Here is a 14,572-nt window from a genome sequence, read left to right as displayed (position 1 = left end):
GCGCAGGTCACGCGGACGGGCCGGGTTGCCCCCAGTGCTGCTGTGGTTGCGGCATTCCTGCCGGTGGCTGCCCAGCTGGCTGCTCGTGCTGCTGGTAGAACGGCTGCGGCGCTGGCTGTCCGTACGGCGTGGCTGGCTGCCGGCGTGGGTACTGCCCCAGTGCCGCGAAGACCACCAGCAGTCCGAGCCCGAGCAGGCTCAACGTGACCGGCCCGGCACCATCGACCAGCCCGGGGCTCCCACTTGTTGCGCACCGCATCAACGTGCCGTTGGGCTCCGGCGGCTCCTCGCATATCCATCTCGTGTCGTCGCCACTAACGGAAGCCGCCTCCACCACGCCACCCACCAGTAAGCCGAGTCCGGCAATCAACAACACGACGCGCAACACCTTCATGGGTTACATATCGTATTAAAGCGTCACACCGTCATGTCAATACCGTTAGGTTCCCACTTGGCCGCGATCCGAGGCTCAGCGTCGTTGCGCTAACCAGGCCAGCGCATCCGAAGCGGCCGCGTCGAGCACCTCGCCGTGATCCGCACCCGGGTAAACCTGGTATCGCAGGTCCGATCCATGTGCCCTGCTGTCCGCCACAAAGGATTCGGTGAATTCGGGCAGCACAACGGGATCGGCGTCGCCCTGGAGCACCAACAGTGGCCCCTCGGCCCGCTTGTGACCGATCTCGTTGGCCGCAAACCACTCGCGCAGGCGCTGGTCCGCCGCTACGTCCCTGGTCTCGAACTCCTCCGGCGGGATCTCGGCCAGCGTGAACCGTTCGGCGAGTTCGTCAAAGCACAGCGAGTGGGCGGCTGGCAACAACTTCCGCGCCTGCGGGCCGAGATAGTCGGCGTAGCGCAGTTGCGGGTACTGGGTTTTCAGCCCCACCAACATCATTGTGTAGAAGGCTTGGGAAACCGGATCCAGTACGGGGGACAGCTCGTTGGCCACGTTCGCGTTTGGCGCCGGTGCGTAGCCAACCGTGCCACGCAGGGACAGTCCCGGGTCGTACTCCCCAGCGATCTCCGCGGCGGCAAGCGCTGCCTGGCCACCTTGCGAGTGACCGACGGCGAACCATCGGGTACCGAACGCGGGGTCAACTGCCCGCGCCGCCGGAACCGCATCGATCACCGAACGCGCCTCCGATTCGGGAATCAGGTACGGATGCACACCAGGAGTGCCCAGCCCTGGATAGTCGGTGGCGGTGATCGCGTAACCAGCGGCGAGGAACTGCTGAAACTGCGGACCGTAGCCGGCCATTGCGGGATCGACCGAAGGCGCGCAGCTGTCCCCGATTCCCGTGGTGCCGTGCGCCCAGGAGATCACCGGCCGACCGCCTTCCGGTGCCGGGCCGGGCGGCACCAGGGTCAGCCCGGTGACCACGGTTGGCGCACCCTCTGGCGTGCTGGACAGGTATTTGATCCGGTGAACTCGTGTCCCCTCGGGCAGCCCCCCGGCTGGCTGTACCGGCTTCGCGCTCAGCAACCGACCCGCCCAGGACGGGTGCTCTGTTCGCGCGTCCGCGCTGGCCGCCGGCGTGACGGTAAGCAGGAACGCGATCAGCGTCAGCAGCGCGGCCGGCGCGCGCAACGCCAAACGCCCTCCGTTACGACTGTAATGGACCATATGCAAGACTGTCCCATACAGACGTAACGGAGGCAACTTGATTAGCGAATCCGATGGACTCGTGCAGCCTTCGGCGCGCGAGCGGATCCTGACCGCACTGGTCGAACTCGTTGCGACACGGGGACTCGAGGCGGTGAGCGTCCGCCAGGTCGCGGCGCAGGCCGGCGTCACGGGCGGTATGGTGCAACACCATTTCTCGACCAAGCAGCAGATGATTCGCGCGGCGATGGCCGCGATCACCGAGAATCTGGCTGAACTGGTCGCCGAGGCGCAAACGGGCCTGCCGCCAGGCTCGGCATTGCGCTCGATCTGCCGGATGCTCGTCCCGCTTGACGATGAGCGCATGGTGCACGCCCGAATCTGGCTCGCCTTCCTGGCCAGGGCAGCGGTCGACGATGACGTGGCCACCGAGCACCGGCAAACCTGGCAACAGCTGGAGGACATTTTCGCCAGGTTGCTCGCGGCCGCCGGGAACCGGGGCAGACCTCTCGCCGTCGATCGAGCTGGCGGCGCACTGTTGCTCGCCACCCTCGATGGGCTGGCCACCGGTGGGGTCGTCGAACCAGACCGGCTCCCGGTCAAACGAATCGACCAACTGCTCAGCGCGCAACTAGACCTGCTGCTCGACGCGGGTGCGCGGTGACCCCAACCGCGCAGCGCGCTTATCGGTGGCGGAGTTCGACATCCTGCGCTAGCCTCGCAATCGAAGGCACTGGTGTGGCCTGCCGCCCGCTCGCCGTAAGGCGTGGTGAACACACCAGATCAGGTCGTCACCGTCGGTCTACGTCACGGTGTCTGTCCAGTAACGCGGGCGCTGGGCAACTGGCACCAGGACGAGGACCCTCATGGAAATGACCGTGGAAGCGGCAAAGGCGGCGGCTCGAGCCTTGCGTGCCGATCTCGCCGACCGCGACTTCCCCATCAGCCACAGTACTGCGCTCGAGCTGGTCGCACACCAACTCGGCCTGCAGGACTGGAACACCGCCAGCGCGATTCTCGGCAATCGGGAAACTGATGGTGCCGGCATTGGCGTGCCAGTACCCGTGCTACGTGTCCAGCGCTTCGACGATGTCCGCGAGTTCTATCTCGACTTCCTCGGCTTCACCGTCGAATGGGAACATCGCTTCGAACCGTCCATGCCGCTCTACATCCGGCTGACCCGTGGCGACACCCGGCTCGACCTGTCCGAACACCACGGTGACGGGACACCGGGTTCGGTCGTCTGGATCAACGTCCGGAACGTGTATCGGCTACATGCCGAGCTGGAACAGAAACGCTACTCGTCGCAGCGTCCGGGGGTAGAACCCGACGCGCCCGGTGGCCCCACGCTGGATGTCATCGACCCATCGGGCAACAACCTGCGCTTCTGCCAGAGCGACGACGCGTGAGCCGGGGGTCTGCGATGACCACTGATCCCCAGACAACGCCAGCCAGCACGGTATGGATGCCGCACGAAGGCAGTCGGCACCACTGCACCTTCCTGGCCTGGCCCGCTCGCACCGCGGAATGGGACGATCTGCTCGATGCCGTACGGTCCGATGTGGCTGGCCTTGCCCGTGCCATTTCGGACTATGAACCGGTTGTTCTACTGGCATCCGAAAAGGACGCAGCGCAGGCCGCGAGGGCGGTCGGTAGTGCCGTAGAGGTACTACCGCTGCCCGTCGACGACCTCTGGATACGGGACACTGGCCCAACTTTCGTGCATACGCCCAGCGGGGTCGCTGGCATCGACCCCCGGTTCAATGGCTGGGGTGGCAAGCAGGACGGCGAGAACGACAGGAAGCTCGCCGAACGGTTGCTCGACTGTCTCGGCATCCCTCGAATTGTCGCTCCGCTGGTTACCGAGGGCGGCAGTATCGAGGTCGATGGCGAAGGCACGCTGATGGTGACCACAAGCAGCGTCATCAACGACAACCGCAACCCCGGCCGTACCCGCCCGGAACTGGATGCTGCCCTGCGCGGGATGCTCGGTGTGGACTGTGTGCTGTGGATGCCGGGCATCATCGGGGGCGATATCACCGACGGGCATATCGATGGTCTCGCCCGCTTCACCGCGCCGGGACAGGTCGTGCTCAACGTCCCGGGCCCCGATGCGCCCGCCGAGGAGCAGAAGGTTTTCCAGCTAGCGAAGGAAACCCTTGCCACCAGCACGGACGCGGCCGGCCGAGCCTTGACCGTGGTCGAGCTACCGGAAGCCGATCCAAGGAAGCTCGGCCCACGCGGCCCGGAGTTTCTTGCCTCGTACATCAATTACTACGTGGTCAACGGGGCTGTGCTGGTACCCGCTTTCGGTGATCTCGCTGCCGATGACCGAGCGGCTGGCCTGCTGCACGACCTGCATCCAGACCGCGATGTCGTGCAGGTCCGGATCGATACCCTCGCCGACGGTGGCGGCGGTATCCACTGCGCCACCCAACAGCGCCCACTGTGATACGGACCACAGCTACGCCGTGATGTAGATCCAGGAAGCTCGGCTCCGACCTTGAGGTGTGGTGGCCACCGTGGTCACCACACCTCACCGGAAGGATCGAGCATGGGCATGCCAGTGGTGCATTTCGAAATCGTCGGGACCGCTCCGGACGCGCTCCGCGACTACTACGCAGGACTGTTCGGCTGGGAGTTCAGCACTGGTGACGCCGTCACCGAGAAGGTTTCCCAGCCAGGGAAGTACCACTTCGTGGCCGGCGAAACGACCGGCGACGGCGACGGTATCAACGGCGGCGTTTGCGGCGGCGCTGGCTACGAGCGCCGGGTGCTCTGCTACGTCGGTGTGCCGGATGTAGCCGAAGCGCTGCGTAATGCCGAGAGTCTGGGCGGGAAACGGGTGTTCGGCCCGGAACCGAAATCGGGCGATTTCACCGTCGGCCAGTTCACCGATCCGGAGGGCAATGTGGTCGGCGTGGCCGGCCCCTCGGCTTAGTCCTTGGCGCCGTATGGTGCAAAGAAAGGAGGCGCGATGAAGTACCTGTTGCTGATCTACAGCAATCCGGAGAACTGGGAGCACCCGATTTTCTTGCGCAACCCCGAGTTCCTGGCCATGTCCGAGTCTGAAAAGGACGCCCTGACCGAGCAGTCGGACGCGCTGCACCGGGAGATCACCGAGTCCGGTGAGCTGTTGGTGGCCGCGGCACTGGCGGATCCGGTCAACACTCGCACGATCCGCGTACGAGACGAGGTACCGCTTACCACGGACGGCCCGTACGCGGAGATCAAGGAGCAGTTGGCTGGTTATCTCCTGGTGGACTGCGAGAACGAGGAACGGGCGGTCGAGATCGCCACACGCATCCCGGACGCCAGGTTCGGCGCGGTGCAGATCCAGCCGATCATGGATATGTCTGGCCAGGAGATGTGAGCAGTAACCGCGAGCTGGCGGACCTGCTGCGCCCGTTGGCGCCGCAGGTCCTCGCCGCGCTGTTACGCCAGCACCGCGATTTCGAGACCGCCGAGGACGCGGTCCAGGAAGCACTGCTGGCCGCCGCGACACAATGGCCGGAACGTGGCACGCCGGACAAACCGCTTGGCTGGCTGATCAAGGTCGCCTCCCGCAGGATGACCGACCAGACGCGCAGCGAGCAGGCCAGCCGGCAGCGGGCGGAACGGGAGCTCGCGCGGACGCCGCCGGCTGTGCAACTGGGCGACAGCCAGCCATCCGATGCGGACGACACGCTGATCCTGCTGCTGCTCTGCTGCCATCCGAGTCTTACCCCGTCGTCTCAGCTCGCGCTCACGTTGCGCGCGGTCGGCGGCCTCAGCACGGCGGAAATCGCGCGGGCGTTGTTGACTCCGGAAAGGAGCATGGCCCAGCGTCTCAGCAGGGCACGTCAACGCATCCGGGCAGCTGGCGCCGAGTTCCGGATGCCTGCGGGGCCCGAACTGGCCGAGCGCCTGCCCGTGGTGCTGCACGTGCTGTACCTGATCTTCAACGAGGGGTACACCACCACCTCGGGATCGGCCCTCTACCGCGCCGAACTGACCAGCGAGGCCATCAGGCTGACCCGAATCGTGCATCGGGCACTCCCCGATGACGGCGAGGTCGCCGGGCTACTGGCACTGATGCTGCTTACCGACGCCCGGCGCCCTGCGCGTACCGGGCCGGATAGCAGCCTGGTTCCACTGTCCGAACAGGACCGTAGTCAATGGGACCGGGAGTCCCTCCAGGAGGGACTGGCACTCGTCGAGCGGACGCTCGCGCGTTCCCGCGTTGGCCCGTACCAGTTACAGGCCGCCATCGCGGCCGTGCATGGCGAGGCGCTCCGCGCGGAAGATACCGACTGGCCGCAGATCGTCGAGCTGTATGGGCTACTCGAAGCGGCCGCGCCCAACCCGACCGTCACGCTGGGCCGCACCGTCGCCGTGGCCATGGTGCACGGCCCCGCCGAGGGGCTGCGGTTGCTCGAACCATTGGCTGCCGACAAGCGGCTGATCCGGCACCACCGGCTGCATGCGGTGCGCGCGCATCTGCTGGAGATGGCCGGGGACAACGCGGGCGCGGTCGAAGCCTTTCGCCTCGCCGCCCGCCTGACCACCAGCATCCCGGAGCAGCACTACCTGTTCGGCAAAGCGGCCAGCGCGGAGTCGGCCAGCACTGGCAACAATCGAGCGACCTAGAGGTATAGGAAATACCAATAGGTAGCCTCGATTAGATCTATTTGACCCTGGTTAACCAGGCGCCGAGTATTGCTCAGGTCATACCCTGCTCAACCGGAAGGGCGCCGACCATGAGCCAATACCCGGACAGCCCGCTCTGTTCGCGACTGGGCGCCAGCGTCCCGATCTTCGGGTTCAGCCATTCCCTGGACGTCGTCGTCGCGATCAGCCGAGCCGGCGGGATCGGCGTATGGGGCGCTACCCGCAACACGCCGGCCGAGATCGAGTCGGGGCTGGCGCGGCTCGCCACGGAAACCGCCGGGGCGCCCTTCGCCGTTGATCTGGTGCTACCCAAGGACATGCCGGCGCGGCAGGATCGTTCCGCGATCGAGGAAGCGATCCCCACCGAGCACCGCGCGTTCGTGGACGGGCTACGCCGGAAATACCAGGTTCCCGACGACGGCCTGCCCGGCGTGCGGTCCCGGTTCGTCCGCTCCGAAGAGATGGCCACCGACCAGCTCCATGCCGTGCTGGACAGCGAAGTCCCACTGGTCGCGATGGGCGTGGGCACGCCGCCTGCCGCGGTGACCGCGGCGAAGGAGCGGGGTAAGCGGATCATCTCGCTGGTTGGCGCGCCGAAGCACGCACAGCGAGCGATCGATGCCGGCGCGGACATCCTGGTAGCGCAGGGTTATGACGCCGGAGCGCATACCGGTGAGATCGGTACGTTCTCCCTGGTACCGCAGATCGTCGAACTCGCCGGCGAGATACCGGTGATCGCCGCCGGCGGGGTGGCCACCGGCCGGCATATCCTGGCCGCGTTCGCACTCGGCGCCCAGGCCGTATGGATGGGCACCGCCTGGCTGTTTACCACGGAACACCAGATCGACCCGATCATCGCGGCCAAGCTGGTGCGCGCCGGTTCCGGCGATACCGTCCGCTCCAGGGCGGACAGTGGTAAAACCTTGCGGCAGATCAAAAGCGCCTGGACCGAGGAGTGGTCGGCAGCGGCGGCACCAACCCCGCTCGGCATGCCCTACCAGGACATTCTGGTGGGTGATCTGCTGGGATCGGTCGAACGCAACCGGATCGAGCCGCTGATGAAGTCCGAAGCCGGGCAGAGCGTCGGTTACTTCAGCGGACAAACCACAGTGCCCGAACTCATGGCCGACCTGGCGACCCAGACCAGCACCGCCACCGGCGCGCTGCGCAACCGGTTGGGCCACAATGACTGAAGCCACCGGAGGCCTGTCCGCGCTTCGCGTGCTGGATGCTTCCACGGTCATCGCCGCGCCGCTGGTGTCCAGCCTGCTGGCGGACTTTGGCGCGGATGTGATCAAAGTGGAGCATCCAGGTTCCGGGGACCCAGCAAGGGTTTTCGAGCCAACCAAGGACGAGCGGTCGCTGAGCTTCAAGGTGACGAACCGGAACAAGCGATCCGTCACCGTGGACTTCCATCAGGAATCCGGGGTTGAGCTGTTCTATCGGCTGGTGCGCGAGGTTGACATCGTCGTGGTGAACTTCCGACCGGACAAGCTGGCGGAATGGAAGATCGACTACGCGGATCTGGTGAAGCACAACCCTCGTCTGATCATGTTGCATATCAGTGCATTCGGCCGGACCGGGCCGTATGCCAACAAACCAGGGTTCGCCAGGATCGCGGAATCCTTCGCGGGGTTGACCCATATCACCGGCTACCCGGACCGACCACCGGTTTTCACCGGCTACCCGCTCGCCGACGGGATAACCGGCTACTACGGGGCCTTCGCGACGATGGTCGCGGTTGAACACCGGAACCGGACCGGCGAAGGCCAACTGATCGACCTTGCGCTTTACGAGCCAGTACTTCGGCTGATGGAAGACTTCGTCGTGGGTCACGGCGCCACCGGCTGGGTCAAGCAGCGCAGCGGAAACGCCCAGGCGCATGTCGTACCCAACGACGTGTATCCGACCGCGGACGGCGAGTTCGTCATCCTCCCGGTGTCCACCAACAGCATGTGGCTCCGGCTGGTCAAGCTCCTCGATGATCCCGAGTTGACCCAGTACGAGAGCAACGCCGCGCGGCTCGCCAACCGTGAGCTGATCGACGGCAAGGTCCGCGCTTTCACGGAGAAGTACCCATTGGCTGATCTGCTCGAGGTCTGTGCCGAAGCCGGGCTGGCCGCTTCGAAGATCAACAATGTCACGGATATCGTCGCCGACCCGCAGATCAACCACCGCGGCAACCTCACCACGGTATACGACCCCGAGCTGGGCACCGATCTACTCATGCAGGCCCCGGTGCCCACTTTCTCGACCATCAGCGGCGAAGTGCGGCACCCGGGACCACGTCTCGGCGAGCACACCGACGAGGTGTTGCGGGATACCGCCGGGCTCACCGATACCGAGATCTCCGCCCTGCGGGAACGCGGGACGATCTAGTCCAGAAAGGACTCGAAGATGGGAATGGCACAGCGTCGTGCGCGATTCGGCAGGACCGGCGTACTTGCGATCGCCGCGCTACTCACCGCCCCTCTCGCTGGCTGCGCGGCCAACGGCGCCGGCGACTACCCGGCGCGGAACATCCAGATCACCGTCCCATACGGACCGGGCGGCGGCACCGATACGGCCGCCCGCGCCCTCGCCGAGTCGTTGCAGGACCGCCTTGGCAGCTCGGTCGTGATCGTCAACCAGGAAGGCGGTGGCGGAACCGTAGGCACCGCGAAGATCGCCGCGGCCAAACCGGACGGTTACCAGCTGGGTGTCGCGATTGATTCGAATCTCACCCTGCAACCAAGTATCACGCCGGATATCGACTACACCTACGAGGACTTCGCCCTGATCGGGTTCAGTCGGGTCCCGTTCGTCCTGGTCGCCGCCCCCGATGCGCCCTACGACAACCTTGCCGAGCTGATCGCGGCCGCCAAGAAGCAGCCCGGCAAGATCCGCGTAGGCACGCCAGGCGATGGCTCGTCGAACGACCTGGCCGCGCGCGCTTTCGGTACCGAGTCGGGAGCGGATCTTGCCATGGCCGGGTTCAGTGGCGGCGGCTCCGATGCGGTGAACGCGGTGCTTTCCGGTGAAGTCGAGCTCGCTTCAACCACCGTTCCAGTAGCGAAAGGCTTGGTCGAAGGGGGCAAGCTGAAGATTCTCGGCGTACTTGCCAACGAGGAAGCACCCGGGGCGCCGGGCGCGCAGACCCTCGAGGAGGCTGACGTATCCGATCAGACCATCTTGGACAGTGAAGTTTACCTGAATATTCCCAAGGACGTCCCTGACGACGTGGTCGCCACGCTCGAGGACGCGGTGCGGGAAGTGACTTCGGACAAGGAGTTCACCAACCGGGTCAGCGGCCTGGGCTATATCGTCGACTATCGCGACTCGGCCGCTTCGGCGAACGAACTGGCCAAGCGCACCAAGGTCTACGACAAGATCCTCGAACGCGAGCCAGAACTGACGGGTGGTCAGTAACATGTCCACGCCCGACGCTGAGGCAGCCCGAACGGCGGACCAACCCGAAGGCGCCGAACAGGACAACCAGGCCAGGGCTCGGCTGATGATCTGCCTGCTTTCGGTACTGCTTGGTGCCGGCTACCTGCTGATGGCGCTCGATGTGCCAAGGGGCAGTATCGAGCGCCCAGGGCCAGGTGTGTTCCCACTGCTTGCCGGCGGCCTGGCCGTTTTCGCTGGCTTGCTGGTGAGTTGGGAGTCGCGCGGGGCGATCGGGAGTCTGCGGGATTGGCGCTGGTCGGACCGTACGGCAGCGCTGCGTTGGCTGCTGTTTACCGGCTCGGTGCTGGTCGGCATCGTGTTGATGCCGTTGTTTGGTTTCTCCGTAGGCGCTTTCGTACCAGCGCTCACCGTACTGCGGCTAACCGCTCAGCTCGGCTGGATCAAGGCCGTGCTGGGTGCGGCCGCGATCGCGGTACTCACCCATCTTGCGTTCGTCGAGCTGTTCGCCATCCAGTTGCCGCCGTTCCCGTTGATCGGCGGGTGATCGCGGCCGATGGACGGACTGCTTTACGGCTTACAGGTTGCTTTCACGCTGCAGAATCTGCTTGCGGCTTTCGCCGGCACCTTCGCTGGCACGCTGATCGGTGTCTTACCCGGTCTCGGTCCCACGGCGGGCGCGGCGATCCTGCTCCCGTTGACGTTCACACTGGACCCAGTCGCCGCGCTGATCATGATCGCGGGAATCTACTATGGATCGCAGTACGGTGGCTCGACTACCGCGATCCTGCTGAATATCCCTGGTGAGTCCAGTTCGGTCGTCACCACCTTCGACGGTTACAAGCTGACGCAGAAGGGTCGTGCTGGTGCCACGCTGACGATCATCACGATCGGCTCGTTCATCTCCGGCACCGTCGCGGTCGTACTGGTCACCCTGTTCGGGCCGCCAGCTGCCTCGCTTGCCTTGCAGTTCGGCGCCGCGGACTTCTTCGCACTGGTCGTTGCTGGCCTGGTGGTACTTGCCAGGGTCATGGGCGGTCGCCTGTCCAACGGTCTGATACCGCTGGCTATCGGCCTGATCGCCGGCACCGTTGGTTTCGACGAGATCAGCGGAGCACCGCGATTCACCTTCGGCAGTACCGAGCTGGCCCAAGGGATATCCGTGGTAGCGGTCGCCGTTGGCGTGTTCGGGCTGGCCGAGCTCATGCGCACGGTAGTCAACCCGGGACAGGCGCCAACCGTGCGCAAGGTCCGAATCGCTGACCTGGTACCAACGAAGGCGGAGTGGCGCCGATCGCTGGCGCCATGGGGGCGCGGCGGCATTATTGGTTTCGTACTTGGTCTGCTGCCTGGCGCGGCACCGACGATGTCCACGTTCGTGTCCTATAAGGTCGAGAAGTCGGTAGCCAAGAACCGTGCCGAGATCGGTACCGGCGCGATCGAGGGAGTCGCCGGGCCGGAGGCAGCCAACAACGCCGCGGCTACCGCCGGGATCGTGCCACTGCTGTCGTTGGGCATCCCGTTCACCGCGCCGCTTGCGCTGATGGTCGCCGCGATGATGATCCAGGGCGTCACGCCCGGGCCCCTGCTCGTTGACCAGCATCCCGATGTGTTCTGGGGTGTCATCGCGTCGATGTACATCGGCAACGTGCTGCTGGTGATCCTGAACCTCCCGTTGATCGGGGTCTGGGTACGGATTCTGATGGTGCCAAGTGGCGTGCTGGTCGCCATCATCGTGGTCATCGCGCTTGCCGGAACCTACGCGTTGAACAACAGCATGCTCGACGTTTACGTGCTGCTCGGCGCGGGTGTGGTGGGTTACTTCCTGAACAGAACGGGTTTCCACCTGGCGCCGATGGCGGTCGGGCTCATTCTCGGACCGTTCGCGGAGAAGTACTTCCGGGAAGGGCTTACCGTGGCGCAGGGCGACCTCGGCTACTTCGTCGACTCGCCGTTCGCGATCGTGTTGCTCGCCGCCACCGCGCTTTACCTTGTGGTTCCAGCACTGGCCGGGCTCGTCCGTCGCCGGCGCGCCAGCGCGGCTGCCTCCGCTGACCGGGAGCGGGTGGAACAATAGCGTGGTGGAGCGGCGGCAGTTGGAGTATTTCCTCGCGGTTGCCGAGGAGGGCAGTTTCTCCCGTGCCGCCAGCCAGCTCGGCGTGGCGCAGCCAACCCTGTCGCAGGCGATCGCGACACTGGAGGGCGAGCTGGACACACCGCTGTTCTTCCGGTTGCCCCGAGGTGTTCAACTGACGTCCGCGGGGCAGGCGATGCGGGGGCCGGCTCGGCAAGCGCTCCGTGCCTTCGAGAACGCGACCGAAGCGGTGGTTCGTGTGCGCGAACTCGACAGTGGGGTGCTCGATGTCGGTTGCCCTTCGACGTTGGCCGCCGAGCCGCTTGCCCAGTTGATTGGCGCGTTTCACCTGCACTATCCGGGTGTGCTGGTCCATGTGCACGCGCCGGAATCCGGACTTACCACGCATGGGCTCGTGGAATCTGGCCAGGCCGAGATCGGCGTGACGGTTGGCGAGCCAGCCAGCCCGGAGCTGGTCACCACGGTGTACGACAGCCAACCGCTCTACGCCTTCCTGCCGCCGGGCACCGCGATCTCCGCGAACCCGAGTGTGCGGGAAGTGCTCGCCCACGGGTTGGTCGCCACGGAGCGCGGCGGACCGGTGCGGCGGATGTTGGAGGACCTACTCGGCGAGCCGACCGTTACCGGCGCGATCGTGGCCGAAACGGACTTCGAGGAAGCCGTGATCCCACTGGTGCATGCCGGTGCTGGTGCATGCTTCGCGCCAGCGGCACTCGCGGCGGAAGCAGACCGGTTGGGGCTGGTCGCTGTCGCCACGGAACCGGAGATGCGGCGGGATATTCTTGTGGCCCACCGGCATGGCCCGCTGTCGCCGTCGGCCCGCGCCTTTCTCCAGCTGATGGGAGTTCCGGGATGACGGAACAGGACTCCACATCGGACGATGGCAAGCCCGCGGTCAGCCAAGTGGATCGCCGTCAGCTGGAGTACTTTCTGGCGGTCGTGGAGCATGGTAGCTATACGCGCGCGGCGGAAAGCCTCTTCCTGGCCCAGTCCGCCCTTTCACACGGGATCCGCAAGCTGGAACGGACGTTGGGCGGCCGGCTGTTCGAACGGGTCAACCGGCGGATGCGGCTCACCGAGCTGGGCACGGCGGCGCTCGGCCCGGCACGTAATGCCCTGCACGGCCTCGACGCGGTCACCGAGGCGACGGCCGAGGCGCGCGGCCTCGCCAGGGCGCAGCTGAACATCGCCACCATCTCAACGCTGTCGTATGATCCAACCGCTGGGCTGATCGGCCAGTTGCGACAACGACATCCCGGTATCTCAGTGCGGATCAGTGCTCCCCCGCAACCGCTTACCTCAGCCGTGGCCGATGCGGTACGCGTTGGCATGGCAGAGATCGGGCTGTCCGAGATGCCGGCACAGGACCCGAAGTTGACCACGCTGGAACTGCCCGCGCAGGAGATGCGGGTGGTGCTGCCGCCAGCAGCACGCGGGCGCGTCGGAGCGCGCGTTGCACTGGAAACCGTGCTGGAGTACGGCATTATCGTCGGGCCGTACTGGGAGAGCTCCACGTTCTACCGGTCCTTGCTGACGTCCTGTCCGGATATCAATCGGCATATCACCGTGCGTATCGCGCATCGGAACGCCTTCGTGTCGATGGCGATGGCCGGCGCAGGGGCGACCTTCATCGGACCGGCACAGGCCGAGCGAGCGCGTAAACGAGGCGCGGTGGTTGCCGAGCTCGATCCCGCCGTATACCGGCGCATCGCGGTGCTGCACCGCACTGGGCACCTCTCACCAGCCGCGGCACGGTTTCTCGAACTATGCGCCGAGCTGCCCACGGCCGAGTTCGGCTAGTCAGTCTTCTTCCGCGGTCCAGTTTCGAAGTTGCTCGTCCGCGTCTTCCGCGGCGCCGCGCAGCGTTCGGGCGTTCTCGTCCCGGTGCGGATGACCTTGCACGATCGCGAACAGGTCAAGCAGTTCCCCGTCGGTCGCCAGCTCAGCCATATGGTCGACCACGATCTCGCTGGTCAGCTGGACATCGCTGCCATTACACATACACACCTCGACCCTGGTGTCCATCCCAGTAGGCAGCTCATTGGCCTTTGCCTGTAGCGCGGCGATCACTTCACCCAAGTTCATCATGTCTCCGATCGGCGCTGAGCACAGTTCCAACAGGTTGGCGACTCCGCCGACAAGGGTATGCGAGCCGGCTTTATCGGCGCAGTGCTGGAGGTGACAACATATGCATACATTGCTATGTTTATATGAATCTCAGGCCAGACCCGCCAACCACCAGAGGACGACAATGACTTCCCGTGCACTCGGCCTGGAGGGGGCCAGCTCCACAGCCAGCGAGCAGACCCTCCGCGCCATGCCTTTCCTGCTGCCGTTCGTGGTCTATGTCCTGCACACCCTCGAAGAACTGCCAGGATTCGCCTCCTGGGCGAGCACGCACTTCGGCCCGGAAACCACCGACACCTTTGCCGCATATCACATCCCGCTGATGCTGCTGGTGTTGCTGTGCTCCTGGCGAGCCATGCGGACTGGCCACCACGGTGGCTGGGTGGTCATGGCAACGGCTTTCCAATGGCAGTTCGCCGTTAACGCCGTCTTCCACCTGACCAGCTGGATCGTGCTCGGCGACTACGCCCCCGGCGCAGTAACCGGCGCCGTCGTCGCGATCCCGGCCACCGTCTTCTACTTCACCTGGCTCCGCCGGCAGTCCCGCGCGAGCAGTACAGAGATCGCGCTGGCCATACTGATCGGCACGGTGATCGCCGCCCTTGCGATCGGATTCCTGTTCCTGTGAATCTGCGACCAACCGGGGCGGCACGGTAGTCGACCATCCAATATGGATCCGACGATTCCGGATGCCGCCGCGCCACAAGCTTGCT

The 14,572-nt window shown here is 65.4% G+C and carries 17 protein-coding genes; 14 read left to right on the top strand and 3 right to left on the bottom strand.

The window, feature by feature from the left end:
• Positions 1-7 precede the first annotated feature (7 nt).
• Both EV191_RS11845 and EV191_RS11840 read right to left on the bottom strand, forming a co-directional pair.
• A complete protein-coding gene (locus EV191_RS11845) occupies positions 8-394 on the bottom strand; it encodes a hypothetical protein (protein WP_132877020.1) in 387 nt (128 codons plus the stop codon).
• Between the two features lie 75 nt (positions 395-469).
• Entirely contained in the window at positions 470-1,591 is a 1,122-nt protein-coding gene (locus EV191_RS11840) for an alpha/beta hydrolase family protein (RefSeq protein WP_165912925.1), read from the bottom strand.
• 67 nt (positions 1,592-1,658) lie between these two features.
• On the opposite strand from EV191_RS11840, the gene EV191_RS11835 reads away from it, so the two are divergent.
• The 13 genes from EV191_RS11835 to EV191_RS11775 all read left to right on the top strand — a co-directional run bounded on the left by EV191_RS11835 (position 1,659) and on the right by EV191_RS11775 (position 13,532).
• On the top strand, positions 1,659-2,264 hold the full coding sequence (locus EV191_RS11835; RefSeq protein WP_132877018.1) for a TetR/AcrR family transcriptional regulator: 606 nt from the start codon (positions 1,659-1,661) through the stop codon (positions 2,262-2,264).
• Positions 2,265-2,472: 208 nt separating this feature from the next.
• Positions 2,473-3,009 (top strand): glyoxalase superfamily protein, encoded by a 537-nt coding sequence (locus EV191_RS11830; protein ID WP_207894502.1) that lies wholly within the window; start codon positions 2,473-2,475, stop codon positions 3,007-3,009.
• A gap of 14 nt (positions 3,010-3,023) precedes the next feature.
• Positions 3,024-4,052, top strand: a complete 1,029-nt coding sequence (locus EV191_RS11825) for an agmatine deiminase family protein (protein ID WP_243658898.1) — start codon at positions 3,024-3,026, stop codon at positions 4,050-4,052.
• 102 nt (positions 4,053-4,154) lie between these two features.
• Positions 4,155-4,541 carry a VOC family protein gene (locus tag EV191_RS11820; RefSeq protein ID WP_132877016.1) on the top strand — a complete coding sequence of 129 codons (387 nt, stop codon included), beginning with the start codon at positions 4,155-4,157 and terminating at the stop codon, positions 4,539-4,541.
• Positions 4,542-4,577: 36 nt separating this feature from the next.
• Positions 4,578-4,973 (top strand): YciI family protein, encoded by a 396-nt coding sequence (locus EV191_RS11815; RefSeq protein ID WP_132877015.1) that lies wholly within the window; start codon positions 4,578-4,580, stop codon positions 4,971-4,973.
• Positions 4,970-6,229 carry an RNA polymerase sigma factor gene (locus tag EV191_RS11810; protein WP_132877014.1) on the top strand — a complete coding sequence of 420 codons (1,260 nt, stop codon included), beginning with the start codon at positions 4,970-4,972 and terminating at the stop codon, positions 6,227-6,229. Before EV191_RS11815 ends, EV191_RS11810 begins: the two co-directional genes overlap by 4 nt.
• Positions 6,230-6,339: 110 nt before the next feature.
• Positions 6,340-7,443 carry a nitronate monooxygenase gene (locus EV191_RS11805; protein WP_132877013.1) on the top strand — a complete coding sequence of 368 codons (1,104 nt, stop codon included), beginning with the start codon at positions 6,340-6,342 and terminating at the stop codon, positions 7,441-7,443.
• Positions 7,436-8,629 carry a CaiB/BaiF CoA transferase family protein gene (locus EV191_RS11800; RefSeq protein ID WP_132877012.1) on the top strand — a complete coding sequence of 398 codons (1,194 nt, stop codon included), beginning with the start codon at positions 7,436-7,438 and terminating at the stop codon, positions 8,627-8,629. The genes EV191_RS11805 and EV191_RS11800 overlap by 8 nt, the downstream gene beginning before the upstream one ends.
• An 18-nt stretch (positions 8,630-8,647) precedes the next feature.
• Positions 8,648-9,658, top strand: a complete 1,011-nt coding sequence (locus EV191_RS11795; RefSeq protein WP_132877011.1) for a Bug family tripartite tricarboxylate transporter substrate binding protein — start codon at positions 8,648-8,650, stop codon at positions 9,656-9,658.
• Position 9,659: 1 nt separating this feature from the next.
• Entirely contained in the window at positions 9,660-10,184 is a 525-nt protein-coding gene (locus EV191_RS11790) for a tripartite tricarboxylate transporter TctB family protein (protein WP_132877010.1), read from the top strand.
• A gap of 9 nt (positions 10,185-10,193) precedes the next feature.
• On the top strand, positions 10,194-11,714 hold the full coding sequence (locus EV191_RS11785; protein ID WP_132877009.1) for a tripartite tricarboxylate transporter permease: 1,521 nt from the start codon (positions 10,194-10,196) through the stop codon (positions 11,712-11,714).
• Between the two features lies 1 nt (position 11,715).
• A complete protein-coding gene (locus EV191_RS11780; protein ID WP_165912924.1) occupies positions 11,716-12,588 on the top strand; it encodes a LysR family transcriptional regulator in 873 nt (290 codons plus the stop codon).
• Entirely contained in the window at positions 12,585-13,532 is a 948-nt protein-coding gene (locus tag EV191_RS11775; RefSeq protein ID WP_132877007.1) for a LysR family transcriptional regulator, read from the top strand. The genes EV191_RS11780 and EV191_RS11775 overlap by 4 nt, the downstream gene beginning before the upstream one ends.
• Here the strand turns inward: EV191_RS11775 and EV191_RS11770 are convergent, their stop codons facing one another.
• Positions 13,533-13,817 carry a hypothetical protein gene (locus EV191_RS11770; RefSeq protein ID WP_132877006.1) on the bottom strand — a complete coding sequence of 95 codons (285 nt, stop codon included), beginning with the start codon at positions 13,815-13,817 and terminating at the stop codon, positions 13,533-13,535.
• 166 nt (positions 13,818-13,983) lie between these two features.
• Between EV191_RS11770 and EV191_RS11765 the strand changes: the two genes are divergently transcribed.
• Entirely contained in the window at positions 13,984-14,487 is a 504-nt protein-coding gene (locus EV191_RS11765; protein ID WP_165912923.1) for an HXXEE domain-containing protein, read from the top strand.
• Positions 14,488-14,572: the final 85 nt, after the last annotated feature.

Origin of the sequence: Tamaricihabitans halophyticus (assembly GCF_004340875.1) — a bacterium.
Taxonomy (GTDB): domain Bacteria; phylum Actinomycetota; class Actinomycetes; order Mycobacteriales; family Pseudonocardiaceae; genus Tamaricihabitans; species Tamaricihabitans halophyticus.
The sequence above is the reverse complement of the archived record's forward strand: the minus strand, read 5'-3'. Positions and strand labels throughout refer to the sequence as shown.